This is a genomic window from Corynebacterium sp. LaCa54 (genome assembly GCF_046717495.1).
GTDB classification, from domain to species: domain Bacteria; phylum Actinomycetota; class Actinomycetes; order Mycobacteriales; family Mycobacteriaceae; genus Corynebacterium; species Corynebacterium kefirresidentii.
Genome location: NZ_CP177115.1, coordinates 1,544,823 through 1,568,263 on the forward strand (window position 1 = coordinate 1,544,823; position 23,441 = coordinate 1,568,263).

Annotated in this window: 19 protein-coding genes; 6 read left to right on the plus strand and 13 right to left on the minus strand. The window is 57.7% G+C overall.

Annotation, left to right across the window (positions count from 1 at the left end; translation table 11 throughout):
• Positions 1-72 precede the first annotated feature (72 nt).
• From smc to ACLI1M_RS07555, 6 genes are all read right to left on the minus strand, one after another.
• The gene (gene smc, locus ACLI1M_RS07530; RefSeq protein WP_411706494.1) at positions 73-3,582 is read right to left on the minus strand and encodes a chromosome segregation protein SMC; all 3,510 of its coding nucleotides are present in this window, start codon (positions 3,580-3,582) and stop codon (positions 73-75) included.
• 78 nt (positions 3,583-3,660) lie between these two features.
• Positions 3,661-3,939: an acylphosphatase gene (locus tag ACLI1M_RS07535; RefSeq protein ID WP_023021271.1), complete on the minus strand. Its 279-nt coding sequence runs from the start codon at positions 3,937-3,939 to the stop codon at positions 3,661-3,663.
• Positions 3,940-3,961: 22 nt separating this feature from the next.
• Complete coding sequence (locus ACLI1M_RS07540; protein WP_200288901.1) at positions 3,962-5,461, minus strand: alanine/glycine:cation symporter family protein; 1,500 nt, start codon at positions 5,459-5,461, stop codon at positions 3,962-3,964.
• Between the two features lie 53 nt (positions 5,462-5,514).
• Complete coding sequence (gene mutM, locus ACLI1M_RS07545) at positions 5,515-6,330, minus strand: bifunctional DNA-formamidopyrimidine glycosylase/DNA-(apurinic or apyrimidinic site) lyase (protein WP_248098812.1); 816 nt, start codon at positions 6,328-6,330, stop codon at positions 5,515-5,517.
• Between the two features lie 2 nt (positions 6,331-6,332).
• The gene (rnc, locus tag ACLI1M_RS07550) at positions 6,333-7,103 is read right to left on the minus strand and encodes a ribonuclease III (RefSeq protein ID WP_200288899.1); all 771 of its coding nucleotides are present in this window, start codon (positions 7,101-7,103) and stop codon (positions 6,333-6,335) included.
• The gene (locus ACLI1M_RS07555; RefSeq protein ID WP_023021267.1) at positions 7,100-7,645 is read right to left on the minus strand and encodes a YceD family protein; all 546 of its coding nucleotides are present in this window, start codon (positions 7,643-7,645) and stop codon (positions 7,100-7,102) included. Before ACLI1M_RS07555 ends, rnc begins: the two co-directional genes overlap by 4 nt.
• A gap of 150 nt (positions 7,646-7,795) precedes the next feature.
• Here ACLI1M_RS07555 and ACLI1M_RS07560 point away from each other — a divergent pair, with 150 nt between their 5' ends.
• On the plus strand, positions 7,796-8,443 hold the full coding sequence (locus ACLI1M_RS07560) for a hypothetical protein (protein ID WP_023021266.1): 648 nt from the start codon (positions 7,796-7,798) through the stop codon (positions 8,441-8,443).
• A gap of 184 nt (positions 8,444-8,627) precedes the next feature.
• Here the strand turns inward: ACLI1M_RS07560 and ACLI1M_RS07565 are convergent, their stop codons facing one another.
• Both ACLI1M_RS07565 and gdhA read right to left on the minus strand, forming a co-directional pair.
• Positions 8,628-9,386, minus strand: a complete 759-nt coding sequence (locus ACLI1M_RS07565) for a DivIVA domain-containing protein (protein WP_023021265.1) — start codon at positions 9,384-9,386, stop codon at positions 8,628-8,630.
• A gap of 199 nt (positions 9,387-9,585) precedes the next feature.
• Positions 9,586-10,932, minus strand: a complete 1,347-nt coding sequence (gene gdhA / locus ACLI1M_RS07570) for an NADP-specific glutamate dehydrogenase (RefSeq protein WP_248098814.1) — start codon at positions 10,930-10,932, stop codon at positions 9,586-9,588.
• 198 nt (positions 10,933-11,130) lie between these two features.
• Here gdhA and ACLI1M_RS07575 point away from each other — a divergent pair, with 198 nt between their 5' ends.
• Entirely contained in the window at positions 11,131-12,213 is a 1,083-nt protein-coding gene (locus tag ACLI1M_RS07575; RefSeq protein WP_248098816.1) for a glycerate kinase, read from the plus strand.
• Here ACLI1M_RS07575 and ACLI1M_RS07580 read toward each other — a convergent pair.
• Positions 12,210-12,608 (minus strand): hypothetical protein, encoded by a 399-nt coding sequence (locus ACLI1M_RS07580; RefSeq protein ID WP_200288896.1) that lies wholly within the window; start codon positions 12,606-12,608, stop codon positions 12,210-12,212. The genes ACLI1M_RS07575 and ACLI1M_RS07580 overlap by 4 nt on opposite strands.
• A gap of 36 nt (positions 12,609-12,644) precedes the next feature.
• Here ACLI1M_RS07580 and ACLI1M_RS07585 point away from each other — a divergent pair, with 36 nt between their 5' ends.
• Together ACLI1M_RS07585 and ACLI1M_RS07590 are read left to right on the plus strand one after the other, a co-directional pair.
• The gene (locus ACLI1M_RS07585) at positions 12,645-13,850 is read left to right on the plus strand and encodes an amidohydrolase (protein ID WP_248098819.1); all 1,206 of its coding nucleotides are present in this window, start codon (positions 12,645-12,647) and stop codon (positions 13,848-13,850) included.
• Positions 13,851-13,950: 100 nt separating this feature from the next.
• A complete protein-coding gene (locus tag ACLI1M_RS07590; protein ID WP_248098821.1) occupies positions 13,951-16,341 on the plus strand; it encodes a glycogen/starch/alpha-glucan phosphorylase in 2,391 nt (796 codons plus the stop codon).
• A 71-nt stretch (positions 16,342-16,412) separates the two neighbouring features.
• Here the strand turns inward: ACLI1M_RS07590 and ACLI1M_RS07595 are convergent, their stop codons facing one another.
• The gene (locus ACLI1M_RS07595; protein WP_308767323.1) at positions 16,413-17,672 is read right to left on the minus strand and encodes an alkaline phosphatase; all 1,260 of its coding nucleotides are present in this window, start codon (positions 17,670-17,672) and stop codon (positions 16,413-16,415) included.
• Here ACLI1M_RS07595 and ACLI1M_RS07600 point away from each other — a divergent pair.
• Both ACLI1M_RS07600 and ACLI1M_RS07605 read left to right on the plus strand, forming a co-directional pair.
• Positions 17,574-18,917 carry an IS256 family transposase gene (locus ACLI1M_RS07600; RefSeq protein ID WP_023021258.1) on the plus strand — a complete coding sequence of 448 codons (1,344 nt, stop codon included), beginning with the start codon at positions 17,574-17,576 and terminating at the stop codon, positions 18,915-18,917. The two genes, ACLI1M_RS07595 and ACLI1M_RS07600, sit on opposite strands and share 99 nt — an antisense overlap.
• Before the next feature lie 103 nt (positions 18,918-19,020).
• Positions 19,021-19,704, plus strand: coding sequence for a hypothetical protein (locus ACLI1M_RS07605; RefSeq protein ID WP_198010462.1), 684 nt, complete (start codon positions 19,021-19,023; stop codon positions 19,702-19,704).
• Between the two features lie 7 nt (positions 19,705-19,711).
• Here the strand turns inward: ACLI1M_RS07605 and ACLI1M_RS07610 are convergent, their stop codons facing one another.
• The 3 genes from ACLI1M_RS07610 to lgt form a co-directional block, all read right to left on the minus strand.
• On the minus strand, positions 19,712-20,602 hold the full coding sequence (locus ACLI1M_RS07610) for a cation diffusion facilitator family transporter (RefSeq protein WP_005328806.1): 891 nt from the start codon (positions 20,600-20,602) through the stop codon (positions 19,712-19,714).
• A 293-nt stretch (positions 20,603-20,895) separates the two neighbouring features.
• Positions 20,896-22,311: a pyruvate kinase gene (gene pyk, locus ACLI1M_RS07615; protein ID WP_248099936.1), complete on the minus strand. Its 1,416-nt coding sequence runs from the start codon at positions 22,309-22,311 to the stop codon at positions 20,896-20,898.
• Between the two features lie 158 nt (positions 22,312-22,469).
• On the minus strand, positions 22,470-23,423 hold the full coding sequence (gene lgt, locus ACLI1M_RS07620; RefSeq protein ID WP_248099932.1) for a prolipoprotein diacylglyceryl transferase: 954 nt from the start codon (positions 23,421-23,423) through the stop codon (positions 22,470-22,472).
• Between the last annotated feature and the right edge of the window lie 18 nt (positions 23,424-23,441).

The window sequence follows — 23,441 nt, forward strand, 5'->3', positions numbered from 1 at the left end:
GGCACGCCAAACCCCCTCCTATCCCGGATAGAGGGGCCTACCGGCAGGCGACGCCCGCGGCTACCACCCTGGCTAGTCGCCCCGTGGAGCATCAACGCCCAGGCGGGTAGCGTCCTCGCTGGCTTGCTCTGTTCCAGGGGCACTACCTGCGGGATTCATGCGCTGCGAAATAACACGGGTGATACCGTCGCCGCGCATGGTCACGCCATACAGCACGTTAGCTACATCCATCGTCGGCTTTTGGTGCGTAATGACGATAAGCTGCGAATCCTTGCGCAACTCTTCAAAAAGGGCGATGAGGCGGCGCAGGTTGACATCATCAAGCGCTGCCTCAACCTCATCCATGACGTAGAACGGGCTGGGGCGGGCGCGGAAGATTGCTACCAGCATTGCCAGCGCGGTGAGCGACTTCTCACCACCAGAAAGCAAGGACAGGCGCTTGACCTTCTTGCCCGGTGGGCGCGCTTCCACCTCGATGCCGGTGGTAAGCATGTCCTCCGGCTCCGTGAGGATGAGGCGGCCCTCGCCACCAGGGAAAAGGGTCTGGAAGACCTTGGGGAATTCCGCTTCCACGTCATGCCAGGCATCGGTGAAAAGCTGTAAAATCTGCGCATCCACGTCCTCAATAACCCCGGCAAGATCCTTGCGGGCTTGGATGACATCTTCCAGCTGGGTGGACAGGAAGGAATAACGCTCCTCCAAAGCCTTATATTCTTCCAACGCAAGTGGATTAACCTTGCCCAAAGAATTCAAGTCCTTTTCTGCTTGCTTCAGGCGCGCATTTTCCGCCCCGCGATCGAAATCCTCGCCTGGGGTGTAGTCCTGCAAAAGGTCCGAAATCGCAATGCCGAGCTGCTCCACAATCTTGGCTTCTGCTTCATCGACGCGCACCTGTGCCTGCGAGCGAGCAATTTCTGAGTCATGAGCGCGGTTGGTCAACCGGTCCAGCTGCTGTCGCGCGGCCGAGACTTGCTGTTTTACCTGTTGCAACTGCGCGTTCAAGGAGGTGCGCTGCGCAAAGTAGTCATCGCGCTCAGCGGTGGCGCGCTCTAGCAATTGCGTGGCGCGCGCGGCCAAATCACGCGAATGCCTTGCCACTGCACCGGCCAATTCCCCTTGGGCTTTGCGCCGGGCCATGGCCTGCTCATGGCGAGCCTTGGCTTGGCGCTCATGCTGCGCTTGGCGACGCAATGCCTCGCCCTTCCCCGCTACCTGACCCACTTGGTCTTGAGCAGAGCGGGCTGCAACCTGCGCCTCCATCTCCATCGACTTAACCTGCTCTAATGCGGCCGAAGCCTCGTCACGTTCCGCCGAAGAAGGCTCATCTGGCTGCTCGTCCGCATCGACGCGGGCGAGCCTATCGCGGGCGTCGGCAAGCTGCTTGCGGGCTTCTGCGATCTTTACCTCAATCTCGGTCGCCCGCGCAGCGGCCTTTTCGTGTTCCGATTTATTGGCCTCGTATTGCTTAAGCAGGCGCTGATGATCACGCTTCCACGCGTCAACCTCGGTATCGTGTTCGCGCAAGGCAGCCTTCGCCGAGGCGGCGGTCACGCGGGCATCTTCTGCCGCAATCTTTGCGCCCTCAAGTGTGCCGGATAGTTCTTCTAGCTCCTGCGTCGCAGATTCCAGCTGTTCCTCTGCCTCTGCGATGCGAGCGGTGACCTCTACGGTAGACGAGGCACCGGTGCCTACTTCTACCCAACCTTCGCCCAGTACCACGCCCGATTCGGTAACGGCGCGCAGGCGAGGATCCTCTGCCACCAATTTTTTCGCCGCCGCGAAATCGGGAACGAGCACGACATCCGCAAGGAGGCGGTGCAGCGCGGCGGATACCTCCGGAACCACAGCAATGTGGTCGAGCAACCACGAGGTTCCGGTGGGCAAAGTTGCATCCACGCGCCAGGAAGTGGCGGGGGCGGCCACAGAGACATCGATAAGCGCGGAGCGCGTACCCTTTTCCAGGTCCGCAATGAGCTGAACGGAAATCTCGCCGGCCTGAGCCTCAGCGAAGGCGCCCAATGCGGCAGCAACCGCCGTCTCATATGAGGTGCTGATGAATGTGGCCAGCGGCTGGAACTGCTCACCTACATCGACTTTTTCTGGTGCAGTCTGGGCCAGGGTATCGATGCGGGAGCGCAACGTGTACACGGCGCGCTCGCGTTCGCGCTGCTCATCGCGCAGCTGTTCCAAGCGTTTGTCGGCCGCACCCGATTCACTGGCTGCGCGCACATGTGCCTCCTCGAGCGGCTCGCGCTCGCCAGCCAAAGATTGCAGTTTATCCGCCACCTCATCGGCCTCTGCCTGGGCAGACTGGGTGCGTTGGCTGGTAGAAGCAAGGGTTTCCTCTTGCCGCGCTAGCTCCTCTTCCGCCGAAGTAACCTGGCCTGCCGCCTTTTCCTCCGCCGCGATAAGGCGGACTACGCCCTCGCGCCTATCAGCAATGGCGCGCAGCTGGGCCATGTGTTCGCGCTCGGCCGCCTCAAAGGCTTCGCGACGCTCTGCTACCTCTTCGCGGATCGCTTCCAGGCGTTCTGCAGCTTCTTCCGCCGCGGCGAGAAGCTCCGCATGCTCCTCATCTGCACGGGTGGCCCGTGCCTCTAGGTCCTCCGGATCTTGGCCAGAATAAGCCACCTGCGCACCAGCATTGGCCGCTCGCTCTTCCGCGATGCGCTGCGTGGCGGAAATGCGCTCAGAAAGCGTAGACAGATCGAACCACAGTTTTTGGGCGGCATCTGCCTTGGGGCTTATTTCTTCTAGTTGGGCTTCTACCTCTAGCTGGGAGCCTGTCGCTTCTTCCAGCTGCGCCGTAACTTCTTCAACCTGCTCGGCGAGAACTTCGGCCGTGCGCTCGGCCTCCTGAAACTTGCTGCGCAGCCGCACTACCCTATCGCCGGCTAAGCGCAGGCTGGCATCGCGCAGATCAGCTTGCACCGTGGCCGCACGCTGCGCGGCCTCGGCCTGGCGGGCCAAAGGCTTAAGCTGCTTTCCTAGCTCATCCGTAAGGTCCTGCAGGCGATCCAAATTGGCCTGCATGCCAGTGAGCTTTCGCTGCGCTTTTTCCTTGCGGCGGCGGTGCTTGAGCACACCCGCTGCCTCTTCGATATAGGAGCGCCGATCTTCGGGCCGCGATTCGAGGATTTCAGAAAGCTTGCCTTGGCCGACGATAATGTGCATCTCGCGGCCAATACCCGAATCAGAGAGCAGCTCCTGAATATCCATAAGGCGCGCCTTGGCGCCATTGATTTCGTATTCGCTGGCACCGTCACGGAACATTCGGCGGGTGACCGAAACTTCCGAATACTCGATCGGCAGCGCGCCGTCCGCATTATCGATGGTGAGGGTTACCTCGGCGCGGCCCAAGGCTTTGCGGTCGCCGGCGCCGGCAAAGATGACGTCTTGCATCTTTCCGCCACGCAGCGTCTTGGCGCTTCCCTCGCCCATGACCCAAGCTAGCGCATCGACCACATTGGACTTGCCGGAACCATTCGGTCCGACAACAGCGCAAATGCCCGGCTCAAATTTCAGAGACGTCGCCGACGCAAATGATTTAAAGCCTTTGAGCGTCAGCGATTTCAGGTGCATTTGGGTTAGTTTAGCAAGCTTAGAGCACGCCTGCCCAGCCGAGCCTCAAGGCTCGAAACTGCGGGCATGTGCTATGCATCAGCGTTCAATGAAGCCAGACTCTCCCTTGGGGGCAGCCCATTGCTCGACTACTAGGTCCACCGTTCCTGGCCGGCGAGTCATACTGGGCTGTTCTTTGAGGAGTCCTAGCAACTCCTCACATTTCTCCCGCGGTCCCTCGGCTACAACCTGAACCCGACCGTCGGCCAAATTAGTAGCATGCCCCTTCAAGCCGAGCTCGAGGGCACGGGAGCGCGTCCACCATCGAAAGCCCACGCCTTGGACGTGCCCGTGGACAAAAGCGGTCATTCTTTCCATGGTCAAGCGGCCTCCCTAGCTCCTAGTAGTGATCTTGTTGACCCTTATCGCGCAGGACGCGGCGGTCCTCTTCGCTGCGACGAGTGACGGGGTCGGAGCCGTCCCAGCACTCCACGCCTTTAAGCTCCGGCAGCATATCGCGGTGGAATACCGGGTCAATGCCATGGCTGCGCTGCTCGTTGTAGTTCTTGAGCAGTTTGATGGCCACCCCGGATAGCGGCACGATGGCGAGGATATTGAGGATAACCATGGTTGCCGCGCCGGTATCGGCCAAGGCAAAGACCAGCGGCAAGGAGCCCACCGCACCGAACCAGACAAAGAAAAGTACGACGAGGCGGAAAATCACCAGCGCAGGCTTGCTCTGGGTGAGGTACTCCAGGTTAGACTCCGCCAAGTAGTAATTGCCCAGGATGGAAGAGAAGGCCAGGAAGAAGAGGATAAAGCTGACGAAGTGGATTCCCCACTCGCCCACCTCAGAAGATAGGGCTGCCTGGGTCAAGGACACGCCTTCTGCTTCTGCACCATAGGCAATCTCTGGTCCCAGCAAGATAATGAAAGCAGTGATGGTACATACCACCAAGGTGTCAAAGTACACGCCGAGGGTCTGCACCAAGCCTTGCTTGACTGGGTGAGATACGGCCGCAGTTGCCGCCGCGTTAGGGGCAGAGCCTTCGCCGGCCTCATTTGAAAACAGACCGCGCTGAATACCCTTCATCATGGCCGCGCCAAGACCGGCTCCCGCAATTTCCTTGATTCCTAGGGCGTGACCGACGATATCGCCAATCATTCCCGGTACCTTGTCAAAATTGGTAATGACGACAAAACCACCGATGAGCAGGTAAGCCACCGCCATAAATGGCACGATGACCTGGGTGATATTGGCAATGCGGTTCACACCGCCAAAGATGATAAGACCCGCAACCACGGCGATAACAATGCCGATAATGGAGCGGAACATCGTGTCATCGCGGTCAAAGGAAAAGGACACCGCATCCGCAATGGCGTTGGTCTGGAAGGCGTTATATACCAAGCCAAAGGTAAAGGCGATGGCGATGGAGAAAAGCACGCCGAGCGGTCCCCACCCCAAACCGCGCTTCATATAATACGCCGGACCACCGCGGTACCCATTGCCATCGCGGACCTTCCACAGCTGGGCCAAGGTTGACTCGATGAACGCAGTAGCGCCACCCAGGATGGCAATCAGCCACATCCAGAAGACGGCACCTGGGCCGCCAACGGAAATGGCCACTGCCACGCCGGCAACGTTACCGGTGCCAACGCGGGAAGCAGCTGAAATGGTGAAGGCCTTAAACGCGGAGATTCCGCCATAGTCTTCGTCCTCATCGCGGCCCTCCCCCTTGGGGCGCTCGACGACGGCGCGGAACATATCCGGCACCATGCGCACTTGCACCAAAGCAGTACGGATGCCGAAGAATAGGCCCGCAGCAATCAGCAGCCACGGCAAAATCCACGACCACACGCCGTCATTAAATGTCGTTACGACATTTTCAAGAAAATCCATGCAGAATAATTTACTGCCTTAAGGTTCACAACGTGAACCCCATACGCCATAAATTATTGACAATGGGGGCAAAAATGGGTGGACCGCCCTGAAATTATGCAGCGCTCCAAGGGCGTTCCACACCGCAGACAGGGCTGGCCAGCACGCCCATACGCGGCCAAGGAACGCGAAAAATACCCCGATTCGCCGTTCACATTTACGTACAGGGAATCAAAACTCGTGCCACCCACTTTTAGGGCCGCTGTCATGACCTCCTGAGCTGCTGCAAGCAGAGCAACAGCATCTTTTTGCCGCAAGGTCGAAGCTTTCTTGCGGGGTGAGATTTGCGCGTCCCACAGGGATTCATCAGCGTAAATATTGCCGATTCCAGAGGTCAGCGTTTGATCCAAAAGCGCGGTCTTCACTGCGGTCCTCTTCGCACGCAGGCGCCGTGCTGTAGCCGCACTATCGAAATCCGGTTCCAGCGGGTCAATGCCAATGTGCGCAATCTTGTCCCACGGCGCATACAACCAATACCCAAAGGTGCGCTGGTCAACAAAGCACACCTCTACCCCACCGCTCAGCTGGGCGGTAATGCGAAGGTGCGAAGATTCGGTGGCACCTATTCGGATCTGACCCGACATACCTAGGTGGATAAAGAGGACGTCACGGTGGGGGTCCATGGCATCTTCGCCCACAAATTCCAGCCACATAAACTTCCCGCGCCTGGCCACCGCAGAGATCTCTTTGCCCTCAAGGAGACCGGAAAGCGGCTCATCTTGGCCACGATTGGAACGCGGGTGTAACACCTCTACAGACTCAAAAGTCCGTCCCACCACGTGTGGTGCAAGGCCACGGCGGACGGACTCGACTTCCGGCAATTCCGGCATGCTCAGCCCTCTTTATGTGCAGTGCCTTGCACCAAAAGCGGAGTTTCGCGCAGGGTCTGGCAGGCCTCCTGAGCTGCCTGCTGCTCGGCCAACTTTTTATTGTGGCCCACACCATTTCCTACGGTCAGACCAGCCACAGTAGCTACTGCATTAAAGGTCTGGTCATGCTCTGGTCCGGTGGAAGTAGCCGAATAAACCGGCATCGGCGCCTTTAGCTCCGCGCACAGCTCCTGCAAAGAGGTCTTCCAATCCAAGTGGCGCCCGCTCACAGTCGCATTTTCGATCTTTTCCGCAAATAAGCGCAAGATGACGTCACGCGCCGTTTCAAAACCATGCTCGCGGTAAATGGCACCAAAGATTGCCTCAGTGGTATCCGCAAGAATGGAATCTTTATCGCGGCCACCGGTGGACTGCTCGCCCTTACCCAACAAAATGTGCGGTCCTAGGTTTATTTCCCGGGCGATATCAGACAGGCCGTAGCGCGAGACAATCGATGCGCGCATCTTGGAAATATCCGATTCCGGACGGGACGGGTAGGTGATGTAGAGCTGAGAGGCTACCGAAAGGCCCAGCACCGCATCGCCCAAGAACTCCAAGCGCTCGTTGTTTGGCAAGTGCCCATTTTCATTAGCAAATGAACGGTGGGTCAATGCTAGGCACAGGTGCTCTGGTTGCAATTCCACACCGAGCGATTCCAACAACGGGGAATGGTCTACTGCAGCGAACTCGGCAGCCAGTGCCTCTTCCCCAGTTAGCTTCTTCTTGCGGCTCATAGGAACTTCTCCAAACCAGCCCAGCGGGGATCGACCTTTTCTTCGTCCTCTTCGCCAGAGATACCCGTGGTTACGCCCTCAGGCGTGTCAATCTCGCAGCCATCTTCGCATACTGGGGCAAAGGGAAGATTAAGGCCTGCCTCATCGATCACGGCCTGCAAGAGATCCAGCTCATCATCTTCAATCTCTGGAATCTCATCTCCGGATCCTTCGTCGCCGTCTGAAGGGGTATCTCCCGAGACAAAGGATTCGTCGGCTGCAAAGACCTGTGTGACGTGCAAGTCCAACTGTGGGTGCAATTCCTTCAAGCAGCGAGCGCATTCCCCGGTCAGCTGTCCGGATACGTTGGCATCCACTAAGACACCTGCACCAAGAGGGGTCAAGGTAGCGTCTACGGTGAGCTCTTCGCCCTGCGGGATGGCGATCATCTCCACGCCGATCCTCTCAGGTGAGGGGCCGGTTTGGGTGCGTTGTTCCGGCAGTGCGTCAGCGCCTTGGGCGTTCAACAATTCGCCCACATCGAACTTCAATGGTGATGTCATAACACTAGGTAGTCTACCTTGCCCCGCAAACTCCGCCTAGCGGCCCGCGCGAGGAAAGTTTCTGTCAAGAATCTGGCGTTTAATGTAAAAGGACATATGCCTTTGCGGATTAGCCTTTTCCCGAGCGAAAGCCGTCCTTAGTCTGGAAGCATGACCTACCACTTGGCACTAGCCTCCACGGATCTACGCAGCATAGCGCTCGGTTTCACCGTGTTTAGCTGTCTTCCCGCTGCGGTGTTAGCTACTGCCGGTATGCTCGTTCACGCCACTCCACGCCCGGACCGTTCAGGCATGTACGGCGCGCGTGGCATTCGCCTCTTTACCGCACTCATCTGTAGCGTCGTTGCCGGTTTGGTAGCCGGTGCCATTTTAGTATTGCCCACCGGCATGGACCTTTCGGTCCTTACCGGCGCGCTCATCTTTTCCCTAAGCGCAGGTGCTATTACTTGGTTCTCCCGCGCGACCATTCCTACCGCGCTCATTTCTGTGGGCACGATGGTGCTAGCTACCGGTGCGCTCCTTAGCGTGTGTGCCGTGTGCTTTCCACAAAATTTCAGTGATAATCCCTTGACATCATTGTCTTCCTATTTCTTCACTGCACTCGTTGCGTTCCTTTTTCCAGGCTTGGTAACCGCGATTATTGCAGCATGCATGGCCGTCCAATCCGCCGCGCCTGCACACCTTCTCCCGCAGCAGGAAGACATCTCCGTTCCCCTACACACCCACATAACGCCTACTCCCCATGAAAAAGGAAAGGCCATTGCCGCTAAGCAACCTCGCACTCGTGCCACCACCTAATTTACTCAGACCAGCGGCGATGAATAAAGGCCCTATTTGGTGAGTAGACGGTGTACGACGAACCGCCTGCTCACCAAATAGGGCCTTTGGCCGTGCCTAGTGTATAGGTCTTTCCTAGCCCCTTACTCTACGGCCCGGTGTGCACCGAACCATAGAGTTTAAGGCCGATAAAGAAACTAAAGTTTTAGCGCTCGTTATAGCGGCGCTCATAGGTCTCGCCTTCAGCGTAACGTGTGTTGCTTGCGGCGCCGCCGGCGCGTCCCGGAGCCGAATAGTCGCCGCCACGGGAGCGCACTCCGGCACCGCCACGCAGGGCAGAGCGGTCGGAGTTTACTGTACGCAGCAGACCATTAAGGGTGGTTTCAAATTCGCTTAGCTTGCCATCCACAAATTCATCGCATTCACTGCGCAGACGGTTAGATTCGGTGTGGGCGGATTCCACAATGCGATGTGCTTCTTCATCGGCGCGGCGAACAACTTCTGATTCCGAAACCAGACGCTCTTGCTCTGCGCGGCCTTCAGCGACGGAACGCTCATATTCATCATTCGCCTGAGCGATAGTACGGTCTGCTTCCGCGCGGGCCTGCTCCACCATGGACTGAGCGCGAGCTTCAGCATCAGCCACCAGCTTGGCGGCATGCTGTTCTGCATGGGACACCGTGGCATCTGCTTCCTCGCGGGCGTGGCCCACAATGTCATCTGCCTGGGCATTAGCATCATTGATGGTTTGGTCCGCGCGCTCCTCAGCGCCGTGCAGGATTTCATCCTGCTTATCCAACACATCCTGCGCGTCATCAATCTCAACGGGCAGCGCGTTACGGAGGTCGTCGAGAAGCGCGAGCATTTCATGGCGCGGAACTACGCAATTAGAGGTCATGGGGAAGCCATGGGCCCCCTCCAAGTGCTGAACTAATTCATCTAGAGACTCAAAGACACGGTACATACCGCGAATTTTACATACCCTCACCCGCCATGCGTGGAGGCCACGCACCGAGTGTGTACTGCAGATTTTACTTCCACAACCGGTCTTGCCAGTCCGCGCCCACACATACAGAATTTATGGCACGCATATACAAAAACAAGCGCCCCTTTTACCGCCACGCTCTGTGGCGCAAAAGGGGAGCTTGAATAAAGGCCGATTTTTAGATGACGCCCTGTGCCAGCATGGCATCCGCTACCTTCTTGAAGCCGGCGATATTTGCGCCGGCTACGTAATCGCCTTCGCGGTCGTATTCCTTCGCCGTGTTGTCGATGTTTTTAAAGATATTAGACATGATCGCGTGGAGGCGGTCATCGGTGTAGTCAAAGGACCAAGAATCACGGGACGCATTTTGCTGCATTTCCAGCGCGGAGGTAGCAACACCACCAGCATTAGCGGCCTTGCCCGGCGCGAAGTTGATCTTGGATTCTTGGAATATGTGGACGGCCTCCGGGGTGGACGGCATATTGGCACCTTCGGCCACGTAGCGCACGCCGCCTTCCACAAGCTTTTTGGCCGAGTCGCCGTCCAGCTCATTTTGGGTAGCACACGGCAGTGCCACGTCCGCCCCTACTTCCCAGATATTTCCGCCCTCATGGAATTCCACGCCGCTGCCAGCCTCTTGTGCATAAGTGGAAATACGCTCACGACGAGTTTCTTTGACGTTCTTGAGAAGCTCGATGTCCACGCCTTGTGTGGTGGTGATATAGCCGGAGGAATCGGACATGGCCACCACGGTGGCGCCCAGTTCTTGGGCCTTCGCTGCGGCGTAGATGGCAACATTGCCCGAGCCAGAGACAATGACCTTGGCACCATCAAAGGACTCGCCATGGGTCTTCATCATTTCATTGGTGAAATAGACCGTGCCAAAGCCTGTGGCCTCGGTACGAACCAGGGAGCCACCCCAGGTCAGGCCTTTGCCAGTAAGGACACCGGATTCATGCTGGGTAGTCAGGCGGCGGTACTGACCAAAGAGGAAGCCGATCTCGCGGCCGCCGACGCCAATATCACCGGCCGGAACATCGCGATATTCCCCGATGTGGCGGTGCAATTCCGTCATAAAGGACTGGCAGAAGCGCATGATTTCCACCTCGGACCTGCCCTTGGGATCAAAGTCAGAACCGCCCTTGCCACCGCCAATGGGCAGGCCGGTCAGGGAATTTTTGAAGATTTGCTCAAACCCGAGGAACTTAATGATGCCCAGGTTGACCGAAGGGTGAAAACGCAGTCCACCCTTGTAGGGGCCGAGCGCGGAATTGAACTGGACGCGGAAACCGCGGTTGACCTGGATATCGCCATTGTCATCGATCCACGGCACGCGGAAGATGAGCTGGCGCTCAGGCTCGCAGAGGCGCTCCACCAAGCCGTAATCCGCGTACTGCGGGTCCTTTTCTAGGACAATCTTCAGCGAGTCCAGAACCTCAGAAACCGCTTGGTGGAATTCTGGTTCTCCCGCATTGCGCTTGAGCAACTTGTCGTAGTATTCAGAAATTTGGCTATCTACTGACATGGCGTGCATTCCATTCTGTGGACGTATAAGAACAGATACCAGTTTCCTATCAAACTACCGATAAAGCAAGCAGTTTCTAGACCTTGCATAGATCCGAACCGTCTTTACCAGCGACAATAAAGTAAAATATTTTCTGTAGAACGTTCGGATCTTCAGCCGCGCAGACTCCCTTCGCAGGCGGGCTTTATAATCACGGGCATGCATATTGTCGTCGCGCCAGACTCGTTTAAAGGCACCGCCTCCGCGCCCGAGGCCGCAGCAGCCATTGCTATGGGGGTGCGCCAGGCTCTTCCCGAGGCCACGGTTACCACCATGCCCATGGCCGATGGTGGCGAGGGAACCGCCGCCGTCCTCGCACAAGCGGCCGCAGCCGGCGGACAATCCGTCGAAAACATCACCCTGCCTACCACCGACGCCATAGGCCGCTTGACTCAGGCAAGCTATGCCCTGGCCGGAACCACTGCGTTTATCGACGTCGCCTCTGCCACCGGCCTGCCCGCAGTGCAGGACAGCCTTGATCCGCTGCACGCCGATTCTTATGGCACCGGCGTATTGATTGCGGATGCAGAAACGCGCGGCGCCACCTCGATTGTGCTCGGATTGGGAGGAACTGCCAGCATCGATGCTGGCATGGGCATCCTTACCGCGCTCGGCGCTGCCGCGCACGACGCCCGCGGCTACGCCCTGCCCAAGGGCGGCGCTCCCCTAGTTCAGCTCGATCACATCGACACCGCGCAGCTCAATATCAAAGCGGGCATGCTTGACTTCACATTGCTGGCAGATACCCGCGCTACTCCAGTACAGGCGGCAACCATCTACGGCCCCCAAAAAGGAGCGCAAGGCGAGCAGGTAGCGCTGCTGGCCGGTGCCATGTTGCAAGCATGCGAAGTCACCGGCGCCGATGCGGACTCCGAATATTTCGGTGCCGCGGGTGGCCTTCCCATCGGCCTGCACTGGCTTTCTCGCACGCTCTGGGGCTCAGATGAGCATATTCGCGTCTTATCCGGCGGCGCACATGTCGCCACTGCGCTCGGGCTTCCAGAAAAAATATCCTCCGCCGATCTCGTCATCACTGGCGAGGGCCGGTTTGACGAGCAATCTTTGACCGGAAAGGCCGTCGGAACCATTGCGGCTCTCGCCCGGGACGCAGGCACGCCCATGGGCATCATCGCCGGTTCTTTCGAGCATGGCACGGACGCCTACTGCGCATCGCTTAGCCAAGAAGGCCTCTTGGCGCAACAGCTGGCGGCGGCCGCCAGGGACATCGTCAAGCAGCTCTAAGGCCGGATAGACAGCGACCATGGGAAGATAGCTGGCCGTTCATGCGCTAGCTCATCTTCCAGCAAGACGTGGTCTTTCGGCAGCACTGCATGCGGGGTAAGAAGGCGCGAGAGCACCATGCCTAGTTGGTTAACCGAGCCGCTCACCCCTGTTACCGCAATGTCGTAGCGGTGCACGCTCGCGTCCTCAAGGTCGCGGTCCTCATGCTCATCGCGATAATTTTGCCGCAGCTGTTCTTCCAACCCCTCTGGAAACTGCGGTGCATCAGGGCGAGTAACCTCAGCGGAGGCTAATGAACCGCTTTCTACCAACTTGTCGGTGGCAGTGGTAAAGATATCCGCGACGCGCTCTGCTTGTGCGTTGGGAACCAAAACATCAAATTGAATAACCGGCATAGCGCTAACCCTACCCAATTCCTAAGGTGTGAAACCATGTCTGATTCTGCCCGCATCGCCCAGCTCGTCACTTCCCAGCAGGCCGATCTGGAGTGGCAGCAGGACTTTTATGAGGACCTGCACCGCCACCCCGAGCTTTCCCACGAGGAAGAGCGAACCGCCGGTCGCATCCGCGCCAAGCTCGCCGATTTTGACTGCGAGGTAGTAGAGAACATCGGGGGTTATGGGATGGTCGCCATCTTCCGCAATAGCGATGGACCCACCGCTTTGCTGCGCGCGGATTTCGATGGTCTGCCGGTAGAGGAGGCCACCGGTGTTTCCTATTCCGCTGCCAATGGAAATATGCACGCCTGCGGACACGACATGCACACCACCGCGCTGCTAGGTGCCTGCGCGCTTCTCGACGCCTCCCGTAGTTCCTGGTCCGGCACCTTCCTCGCCCTTTTCCAACCGGCCGAAGAATCCTCCATGGGGGCTAAATTCATGCTGGCCGATAACCTCATTGAACGCGTCCCGCGCCCCGATATTTGCCTTGGCCAGCACATCATGCCCGGCCGCGCCGGCACGGTTCGCCACACCGCCGGCCCGATCATGGCCGGATGCGACTCCCTGCGTATCCGCGTCTTTGGCAAATCCGCCCACGCCTCCATGCCCCATAACTCCATCGACCCGACCTACATCGCGGCTATGATCGTCACCCGCCTCCAAGCCATTGTGGGCCGCGAGGTCGCCCCGCACGAGTTCTTTGTCATCTCCGTAGGCGAGCTTCACTCCGGCGATAAAAACAACATCATCCCCGACTCCGCCGAGCTGGTACTCAATACTCGCTACTATGATCCCGCGTTGGCAGAAAAGGTCTACCACTCCCTCGAACGCATGGTTAAGGCCGAGTGTGTCGCCTCCGGAAGCGAGCAGGACCCTATTTTTGAGTACTACGCCCACGGCGAGGTCACCGATAATGACGCCGCTGCCCATGCCCCAGTAGGCGAGGTTTTCGACGCCGCTTTTGGCTCCGACTCAGTCATCGCGGCCCCCTCCACCGCCTCCGAGGACTTTTGCTACCTGCCGCAGGCGTGGGGGGTACCTTATGTCTTTTGGCACATCGGCTGCACCCCGGAAGATGAGTTGCAGGATCCTCCGGTCAACCACCAAGCAACCTTCCTGCCTGACTATGCCCCCACCGTTTATGCCTCCACCCGGGCGGCATATGGTGCGGCAATGACCTACTTGGCCACGCCCTAGGTGCCCGAGACGCGTATTCTCATTCCCCCGCCTGCGGCGCAGGGCCAATGCTATTAAGCTGGCAGGCGTTTCGTGACTCCCCACAAACTTAAGGTTGAAAATGAGCCAGCCACGGCATTCTGCTTTCGAATCCACTGTTCCCTCCCATGTCCGCGCGGCCTCTGGCGTGAGCCCGCACAGCGCTTCCAACCGTAAGTTCTGGTCGGGCCTCTCCGGTGCCGTCATGGAGCAGATTGCCGATAATTGGGAGCGCACCCGTGCTGCCTACGCGGAAACGCGCCAACAGCACTACTTCTCTGCGGAATTCCTGCAGGGACGCGCGCTGCTCAATAACCTCACCAACTTGGGTCTTGTTGACGATGCCAAGACCGCGGCCAAGGCAACCGATCACGAGCTGAGCGATGTCCTCGAAGCCGAGCATGATGCCGCGCTCGGCAACGGCGGCCTCGGACGCCTTGCCGCCTGCTTCCTCGATTCCGCTGTCACTCAGGACTACCCCGTAACCGGCTATGGCCTTCTCTACCGCTACGGCCTTTTCCGACAGTCCTTTGAGAATGGCTTCCAGAAAGAACAGCCAGATGCGTGGATGGAAAACGGCTATGACTTTGTCATTCGCCGTGCCTCTGAACAGCGCCGCGTCCACTTCGATGACATGGACGTGCGCGCAATTCCCTATGACATGCCTATCACCGGCTACGGGACCGATAACGTAGGCACCCTGCGCCTATGGAAGTCCGAGCCCATCGATGACTTCGATTACGATGCCTTTAACTCCCAGCGCTTTACCGAGGCCATCGTCGAGCGCGAGCGTGTTATGGACATCTGCCGCGTGCTCTACCCCAATGACACCACGTACGAGGGCAAGGTATTGCGCGTGCGCCAGCAGTACTTCTTTGTCTCCGCATCCCTGCAAACCATGGTGGATAACTACATTGCCCAGCACGGCGAGGACCTCACCGGTTTTGCGCAGTACAACTCCATCCAGCTCAATGACACTCACCCAGTGCTCGCCATCCCAGAGCTCTTGCGCATATTGCTCGATGACCATGGTCTGAGCTGGGATGCGGCGTGGAAAATCGTCACCGAGACCTTCGCCTACACCAACCACACCGTGCTCGCAGAGGCACTGGAGAGCTGGGAAGTGTCCATCTTCCAAAAGCTGTTCTGGCGCATCTGGCAGTTGGTGGAAGAAATCGATCGCCGCTTCCGCGAAGATATGGCCCATCGCGGCCTGGATCAGGGTCGCATTGACTACATGGCGCCGGTGTCCAACGGACAGGTTCACATGGCCTGGATCGCCTGCTACGCCGCTTACTCCATTAACGGTGTCGCCGCCCTGCATACCGAAATCATCAAGGCCGATACGCTGTCCGAATGGCATGAGCTCTGGCCAGAAAAATTCAACAATAAGACCAATGGCGTCACCCCGCGCCGCTGGCTGAAGATGTGCAACCCCCGCCTGGCAGAACTGCTCACCCAGCAGGCTGGTTCCGATGCGTGGGTTACTGACCTCACCCAGCTGGCCAGACTCGCCGATAAGGCCGACGATGCTGACCTACTACGAGAACTGATCGCCATCAAGCAGGCCAATAAGCGCGACTTTGCGCAGTGGGTAAACGACCACCAAGACGCTGAAATCGACCCTGATTCCATCTTTGACGTGCAGATTAAGCGCTTGCACGAGTACAAGCGCCAGCTGATGAACGCCCTCTACGTCCTTGACCTCTACTTCCGCATCAAGGACGAGGGCGAAACCGTGCCGAAGCGTACTTTCATCTTTGGTGCCAAGGCCGCGCCGGGCTACGACCGCGCCAAGGCGATTATTAAGCTCATCAACACCATCGCAGACCTGATTAATAACGACCCGGACACCAAGGACATCATCCGCGTCGTCTTCGTAGAGAATTACAACGTCTCCCCCGCAGAGCACATCATCCCAGCCGCTGATATCTCCGAGCAGATTTCTGTGGCTGGCAAGGAAGCCTCCGGCACGTCCAATATGAAGTTCATGATGAATGGTGCACTGACCTTGGGCACCATGGATGGAGCAAACGTAGAAATCGTCGAGGCGGTTGGCGAGGACAACGCTTATATCTTCGGCGCCCGCAATGAGGAGTTGCCGCAGCTGCGCGCCGAGTACAACCCGGGCGAGCTTTACCAGAGCGTGCCAGGCTTGGCCCGCGTACTGGATGCGCTTGTCGACAGCACCCTGGGCGCAAACAATGCCGGTATCTTCGGCGATCTGCGCGCCTCGCTTCTCGACGGCTTCGGGGAGCACGCCCAAGACCAGTACTACGTCCTAGGTGACTTCGCCGACTACCGCGAGACCCGCGACCGCATGGCCGCAGAGTATAAAGAGGACGAGCTTGCGTGGGCAAAGAAGGCGTGGCTAAATATCTGTTATTCCGGTCGTTTCTCCTCGGACCGAACCATCGCGGACTACGCGAACGAGGTGTGGAAGATCCAGCCGACCCCGATTTCCCAGCGCTAAGAAAAGGTCCTGCCCTTCGCTTCCACGGCGAAGGGCAGGACCTTTAGGTAAGGCGGTGTGCCTGATTCTGTTTAGCGCAGGTCCACGCGCTTGAGCTGCTCATAAATGGGCTTCAAGTCAATGTTAAGCACGCCCATCTGCGTAGCTAGGAAACCGAGTCCACCAACGACAGCGCCCAAGATTCCTAGGCCTGTAGCTAGGCCTGCGGCAAATTCCTTGCTGCTGCCTTCCTTGCCGGCGTCATCGGACGGGTTGGCAGCGTCTTCTGGCTGCTCTGGGTCGTCTGCTTGGCCGGTGCCATCGTTCCACCACTCATCAAAGGTCAAGTTGGCTACCAGGGTGTTGTCGATGTAGTCACCGCGGACCGAATCGGTCCCAAAGATACGGGCCATGATGTCCCCGGAGCCGGCGCCCTTGAAGAAGAACGGCACCAACTGGTTGGTGTGCTGACCGGAGTACCAACCGTGGCGAGCAACCTTGCCCTTCTCACCTTCCATAGCGTTGAAGCGGTTATCCGCCTCAGGGTTATCCTCAGTCGGAGCCTCGTTCGCACCGGAGAGATAGCCGGTTTCGTGGTCTGCGGTAACAACCAGCAGGGTCTCCTCCCAGGAAGAATTCTCCTCGACCCATTTGATGGCGGCATCGACCGATTTGTTGAAGTCCTGGGTTTCTTCGATATCGCGCACCGGGTTATTGCCGTGTCCGGCCCAGTCGATGGCACCACCCTCGATCATGACGGAGAATCCATCTTCATCCTGTCCCAGTGCGTTGAGTGCGCCGGTGGTCATGGTGGGGAGATCCACGACGTCGTTAAGCGGATCAGAGTACGGCTCCTTCGCCTCGCCAGAGCGGGAGTTCTGCAAGGTGGATCCTACCTGTGCGATACCCCAGTACTTCTGATCCGGCTTGACGTCGCCTTCCGCCATCTTCTTGAAGTCATCGTTGGACTCAAAGTAGTTCCAGTCGGTCTCGCCAGCGGAAAGCTTGGCGTAGTCCTCCTCATACATGAAGCTGTAATCCGGAGTATCGACCTTTTGGTGGTCATTGTCGTAGAACGGGTGACCAGCTGCCATGACCACGTCGAGGTCGCTGCCAAGCATCTCGCGGCTGATGTCCGGCAACTTATTGCGGTCCATGTTGTGCGCGGCCCACGCCGCCGGAGTGGCTTCGGAATAGAGAGTGTCTGATGGTTTGTGTGTGGGTTCCCAACCTGCATAAGGAGATAAGCCAGAATGACTACTGTGACAAGACGAGATCCGGCTGATAAGGCCAAGATTGATGCGATTGAAAAGAAGTTGCTTGCTAACCCAGAAATCGCGAAACTGATTGATGACCTAGGCACGTCCACGACGGATGCCAATGACCTGGTTCGCGGCATGTTACAGGCCTCGATTACCAGAGGCCTCAACGCTGAAATGGATGCCCACCTGGGCTACGAGTCTGGCGACAGGAGCGCTAAAGCTGCTGCTGGGACAGACAATCACCGCAACGGGTCGTATCCAAAGACTGTGGATTCTAACTACGGGCCAGTTGCCGTTGATGTCCCGAGAGATCGGGCTGGAACATTCTTGCCAACTATGGTCCCTAAAGGTTCTAGGCGCTTGACTGATGTCGATGACATGATTGTCAGCTTGTACGCCGGTGGGATGACAATTAGGGATATCCAGCATCATATGGCAACGGCGATGCGTGTTGATATTTCTCATGAGACGATTTCCGCAGTCACCGATGCCGTCCTCGATGAGGTCATGGTCTGGCAAAACCGCCAGCTAGACGAGTTCTACCCGGTCATTTTCCTGGACGCGCTGCGCATTAAAATCCGCGATGGCGGCCTAGTGGTCAATAAGTCCGCGTACATGGCAATCGGCGTGGCTCTCGACGGTATCAAGCACTTTTTGGAATCGTGGATTGCCAAAGAAGAAAGCGCTTCATCCTGGGCGCAAGTATGCGCCAATCTTTCTAACCGTGGGGTTAAAGACGTCTTTATCGTTTGCTGTAACGGGTTCAAAGGCTTGCCGGAAGAAGTAAAGGCAACCTGGCCGAACTCTATGGTGCAAACCTGTATCGTGCACCTGATTCGTGCCGCTAACCGATGGGTAGCCTACAGGGATCGCCGGGGCGTATCGGCCGCGTTGAAAAAGATTTACACCGCCACGGACGAGTCCACAGCTCAGGCTGCCTTAGACGAATTTGAAGCCTCTGAATTGGCAGAAAAGTATCCACGCTCAGTCAAAGTCTGGCGAGATGCATGGGCGCGTTTCGTACCGTTTCTCCAGTTCCCACCAGCAGCCAGCAAGGTCATTTACACGAAGAATTCGATTGAATCATTCAACAATGAACTGCGGAAAGCTACCCGCAACAGGGTGCAGTTCACTAACAATGAATCAGCGCTCAAGACGCTATGGTTGATGATCTGCAATATCGAAGACAGACGAGCTGCCAAGAGAGCGAAGCAGGGCAAACGAGTCTCAGCGACAACCGGCAGACTCATGGAAGGGACCCGAGTTTCCGGCTGGAAACAAGCCATTAACCAAATGGCCGTGGCCTACCCCGACAGCTTCGACAAATACCTATAAACCTAGCCCCACACACAAACAACTTGACACCCTCCGAACAAGCAAGCATTGATAGATGCAGGTCTGCACTACATTTTGTCGGTGAAACCCCACCGTGCCTGAGGTGATTGAAACCTGGCGGCGGGAAATCCCTGGTGAAGCCTACGCCCACGGCCAGATCTGGACACAAGCCTCGGCAAGCGATGCGCGCAAACACACAACCCCGAATACGGTGACCCACTTCCAGTACTCCTATGATCGGGCCAGACGCGGCCTGCGCGGAATCAAAGAGCAAGTCGCAAAAGCCAAACGCGCTGTTGACGGCGAAATCGCCATTAAGCGCAACCGCTATTTCGATCTTTCCACCCCGAACAAGAAGGTCAACTACGCTCTTGCTGCCAAACACCGAGCCCTAGCCGGAATTAAAGGCTATGAAACCGACCTGACCGCTCTTCCCGCCCAGGAGGTTATCGGGCATTACCGCAGGCTATTCCACATTGAAAATGTCGTATCGGATGTCGAAATCAGACCTGAAAGCACGCCCAATCTATGCGAGGAAACAAAACTCGATCACAGCACATCTCAATATTGTGATGGCAGCACTAGCCGTGACCCACCTGATGGAGACCCGCAGTGGTCACTTCATCAAACGCCTCGTGAGAACACTCAAGAAATACCGCAGCTTTCAACTCGTCGTTGGCGGCGAAACCATTCACGCCGCCGTACCATTCCCGCCCGACCTCACTGCCACCATCCAAGTAATCACCGGCCGCGAACTTCCGCACAAAATTGGCCTAAGTCAGGTTAGAAGGGAATCAGCACACCGTCTCGTGGGATTCGTGCTCTGGGTGCTCAATCTGGATGGTGGAGTGCTCGATACCGTGTTCGCGCAGGGCCTGCTGGGCGGCATCCAACAGCGGGCCGGTGCCGACGGTGCCGTCGCGCACGATATGCACGGTCGTGAGCACGTTCACGCCGTCCAGGCTCCACAGGTGCAGGTCGTGGATGTCAGCAACGCCCTCGACCTGCCGCAGCGCGGGCTCGATCGCACTGGCGTCGAAGTCCGCCGGGACTTGCTCGAGCAGCACGCTCGCCGAAAGCCGCATGAGCTGCCAGGCGCGCGGCAGCACCATCGCCGCGATCGCTAGGGAGGCGATCACGTCCGCCGCCACAAACCCCGTGGTCAGTACCACGATGCCGGCTACGATTACTGCGACCGAGCCGAGCATATCCACTAACACGTGCAAGAACGCGCCCTCCACGTTGATCGAGGATTTGCGGTGCCGGTGCAGAACCCACGCCGATAGCGCATTCGCCACCAGGCCGATCACCGCGATGATCAGCATCGTTTTTCCCTGCACTTCGGCCGGGCTCTGCAGGCGGCGCACCGCCTCGACGACAATCCACACCGAGATCGCCAGCACCATCACTGCGTTCGCCAGTGCAGCAAGCACCTCCACTCGTCGGTAGCCGTACGTGGCCTGAGCCGATGCTTGTCGGCGCCCAACCAACACCGCTAACACCGCGATGATCAACCCCGCAGCGTCGGAAAGCATGTGCATCGCATCCGCCATCAGCGCCATCGAACCCGCCAACCAGCCGCCGATCAGCTCCGCGAAGAAGACGGTGCCGGTAATGCCTAGCGCAATCAAGAGTGCGCGCAGCGGCGTGCTGGAGTGATCGTGGTCGTGGTGCTCGTGTGCCATGCACTCAGCCTATCCCCGTCGACGCTTATTGACAATTAAATGAAAATGGATGGCGGTAAGCGCAGCCACTGAGGCCAAGTCGGCCTGATTTAGGTCATTGTGCAGTTGTCCTTTGAATGTGTAGAGAAGCTGAAACATGAACAACCAAAAAGTACTGCAGCCGCATGTCAGGAAAGCAACCGCTGAGTGTACTCGAGGTAAATATAAATCTACATTTGTATAAATGTATATAGAAAAGCGCCGCGACCCGTGGAACGTGTTAAAGGGTGGGTCGCGGCGCTCGTGCCAAAAATCTACTTCTTGGTTTCACCCAACAAGTGACACTGAATCATGTTGGTATTGCCGGCAATTCCTGGAGGGGTACCAGCAATGACGACAATCATGTCGCCTTCTTCATACCTGTCCATCTCCAGCAATGCATCATCGATGGCTTCCATCATGTCATCGGTGGACTTAACGTGCGGACTCAAGAAGGTCTCAGCACCCCACGTCAAAGCCAGCTGGGAGCGAACCGCTGGGTCCGGCGTAAACGCCAACAGCGGAAGCTGGGAGCGCAGGCGAGCCACTCGCTTAGCGGTATCGCCGGAGGTAGTAAAGGCTACGATGGCCTTTGCATTGAGGCGCTCGGCAATGTCGCGGGCGGAATAGGACACCACACCACGCTTGGTGCGCGGAACGTGAGTCAGCGGTGGCACCTTGCCACCATCTTCAGCATTAGCCACGATCTTGGACATGGTGCGCACGACGTTCTGCGGGTCAATACCCACGGAAGTCTCACCAGAGAGCATAACGGCGTCAGCGCCATCGAGAACGGCGTTAGCCACGTCGGAAGCCTCTGCACGGGTCGGGCGCAGGTTAGAAATCATGGAATCCAGCATCTGGGTAGCCACGATGACCGGCTTAGCGTTCTCGCGAGCAATCTGGATAGCGCGCTTCTGGAACAGCGGCACGCGCTCCAGCGGCACCTCAACACCTAGGTCGCCACGGGCAATCATGATGGCATCGAATGCCAGCACGATGGACTCGAGCGCGTCTACTGCCTCAGGCTTTTCCAGCTTCGCAATGACCGGAACGCGGCGACCCTCTTCGTCCATAATCTCATGGACCTTATCCACATCTGCTGGGGAGCGGACAAAGGACAGTGCCACGAGGTCAACGCCGAGCTTCAAAGCGAAGCGCAGGTCGGCGATATCCTTTTCCGACAAAGCCGGCACGGAGATATCCATGCCAGGAAGGGAAACGCCCTTGTTATTGGAAACTGGGCCGCCCTCGGTAACCTCACACACGACGTCATTGCCGTCGACTTCCTTACAGACAACGGCGACCTTTCCGTCGTCGATAAGCAGGCGGTCACCCGGCTTGGCGTCCTTGGCCAAGCCCTTATAAGTGGTAGATACTCGGTCGTGGGTGCCTTCGATATCGTCCACGGTAATGCGGACGATTTCACCGTTATCCCACTGCTCCTCGCCGTTAATAAAGCGGCCAAGGCGAATCTTGGGGCCCTGCAGGTCCGCCAAAATACCGACGGCGCGGCCGGTCTTATCAGTAGCCTGGCGCACCCAGTTGTAATTCGCCTCGTGGTCCGCGTGCTCGCCGTGAGACATATTCAAGCGGGCAACGTCCATGCCGTCTTGAACGAGGCGCAAAATGCCATCCTCGCTAGCAACGGCAGGGCCGAGAGTACAGACAATCTTTGTTCTTCTATCCAGCATTATTGGCCTATTCCGTCGGGGAAACTGAACACTCCCCAACCTACTCCTTCGTATGGATTGCGGCCACAATTTTGGACCCCTATTTTCCGAACGGACACTCAAAAATGCCCCAAACCCCACACAATCAAACCTATTCGGAAATACTGGGGTAGAACCTACGTTGCTGCAGAGTCCGGATGCTGCCCCTCAGGTACCGCGCTACCATCGCCACCCCCGTTACTATCGCGGCGCTCGGCCCAATACTTAGGATCTACCTCTGCGGGAGATTCTGGGCCTTGGCGGCGCCTATCAAGCAAGAAAAAGACGACCGCAGAGATGATGAAAATCACCAGGGAGACGATGATATTCACGCGCAGCCCGAAGATATGGGTAGCTTCATCGGAACGCATTCCTTCGATAAAGAACCGGCCCAACGTATAGCCCATGACGTAGAGGGCAAAGACTCGTCCGTGCCCCAACTTCCATGCCTTGTGCGCCCACAAGAGGAATAGACATACAAGGACGTTCCACACCAGCTCGTAGAGAAAGGTCGGATGCACCGAAGTCATAACCTCACCCGTGGAGTGCCCGGAAACCGGCGCATAACCGCCGTTGTCATTGACTCGGTAGTAAATATCTAAAGCCCATGGAACGTCGGTCGGGCGCCCGTAGAGTTCTTGGTTAAACCAGTTGCCTAGCCGCCCAATCGCCTGCGCGAGGACCAGGCCCGGGGCCACCGCATCAGCAAAGGGGCCGAGTGGCACCTTCTTCACTTTGAAAAGTACCCACAAGGCCAGCGCGCCGAGAGCAACAGCGCCCCAGATGCCAAGGCCGCCATTGGTAATCTTTAGCGCATCCGCGGGATTGCAACCATCGCAGAAGTACTTCTGATTATCGGTGATGACGTGGTAGAGCCGCCCGCCAATGATGCCGGCTGGGATAACCACGATGGCAGCATCCCATACTGTGTCTGGGTTGCCGCCGCGAGCGGTATAACGGCGCAAGGTCATGCGCAGGCCGACGATAATGCCCACGATGATGCACAGCGCGTAGGCACGGATGGGAAGTGGCCCCACCTGCCACACGCCCTGCGGCGGAGACGGAATATTTGCAAGAATTTCTGTGTGCACGTAGCCAGTGTGCCTTAT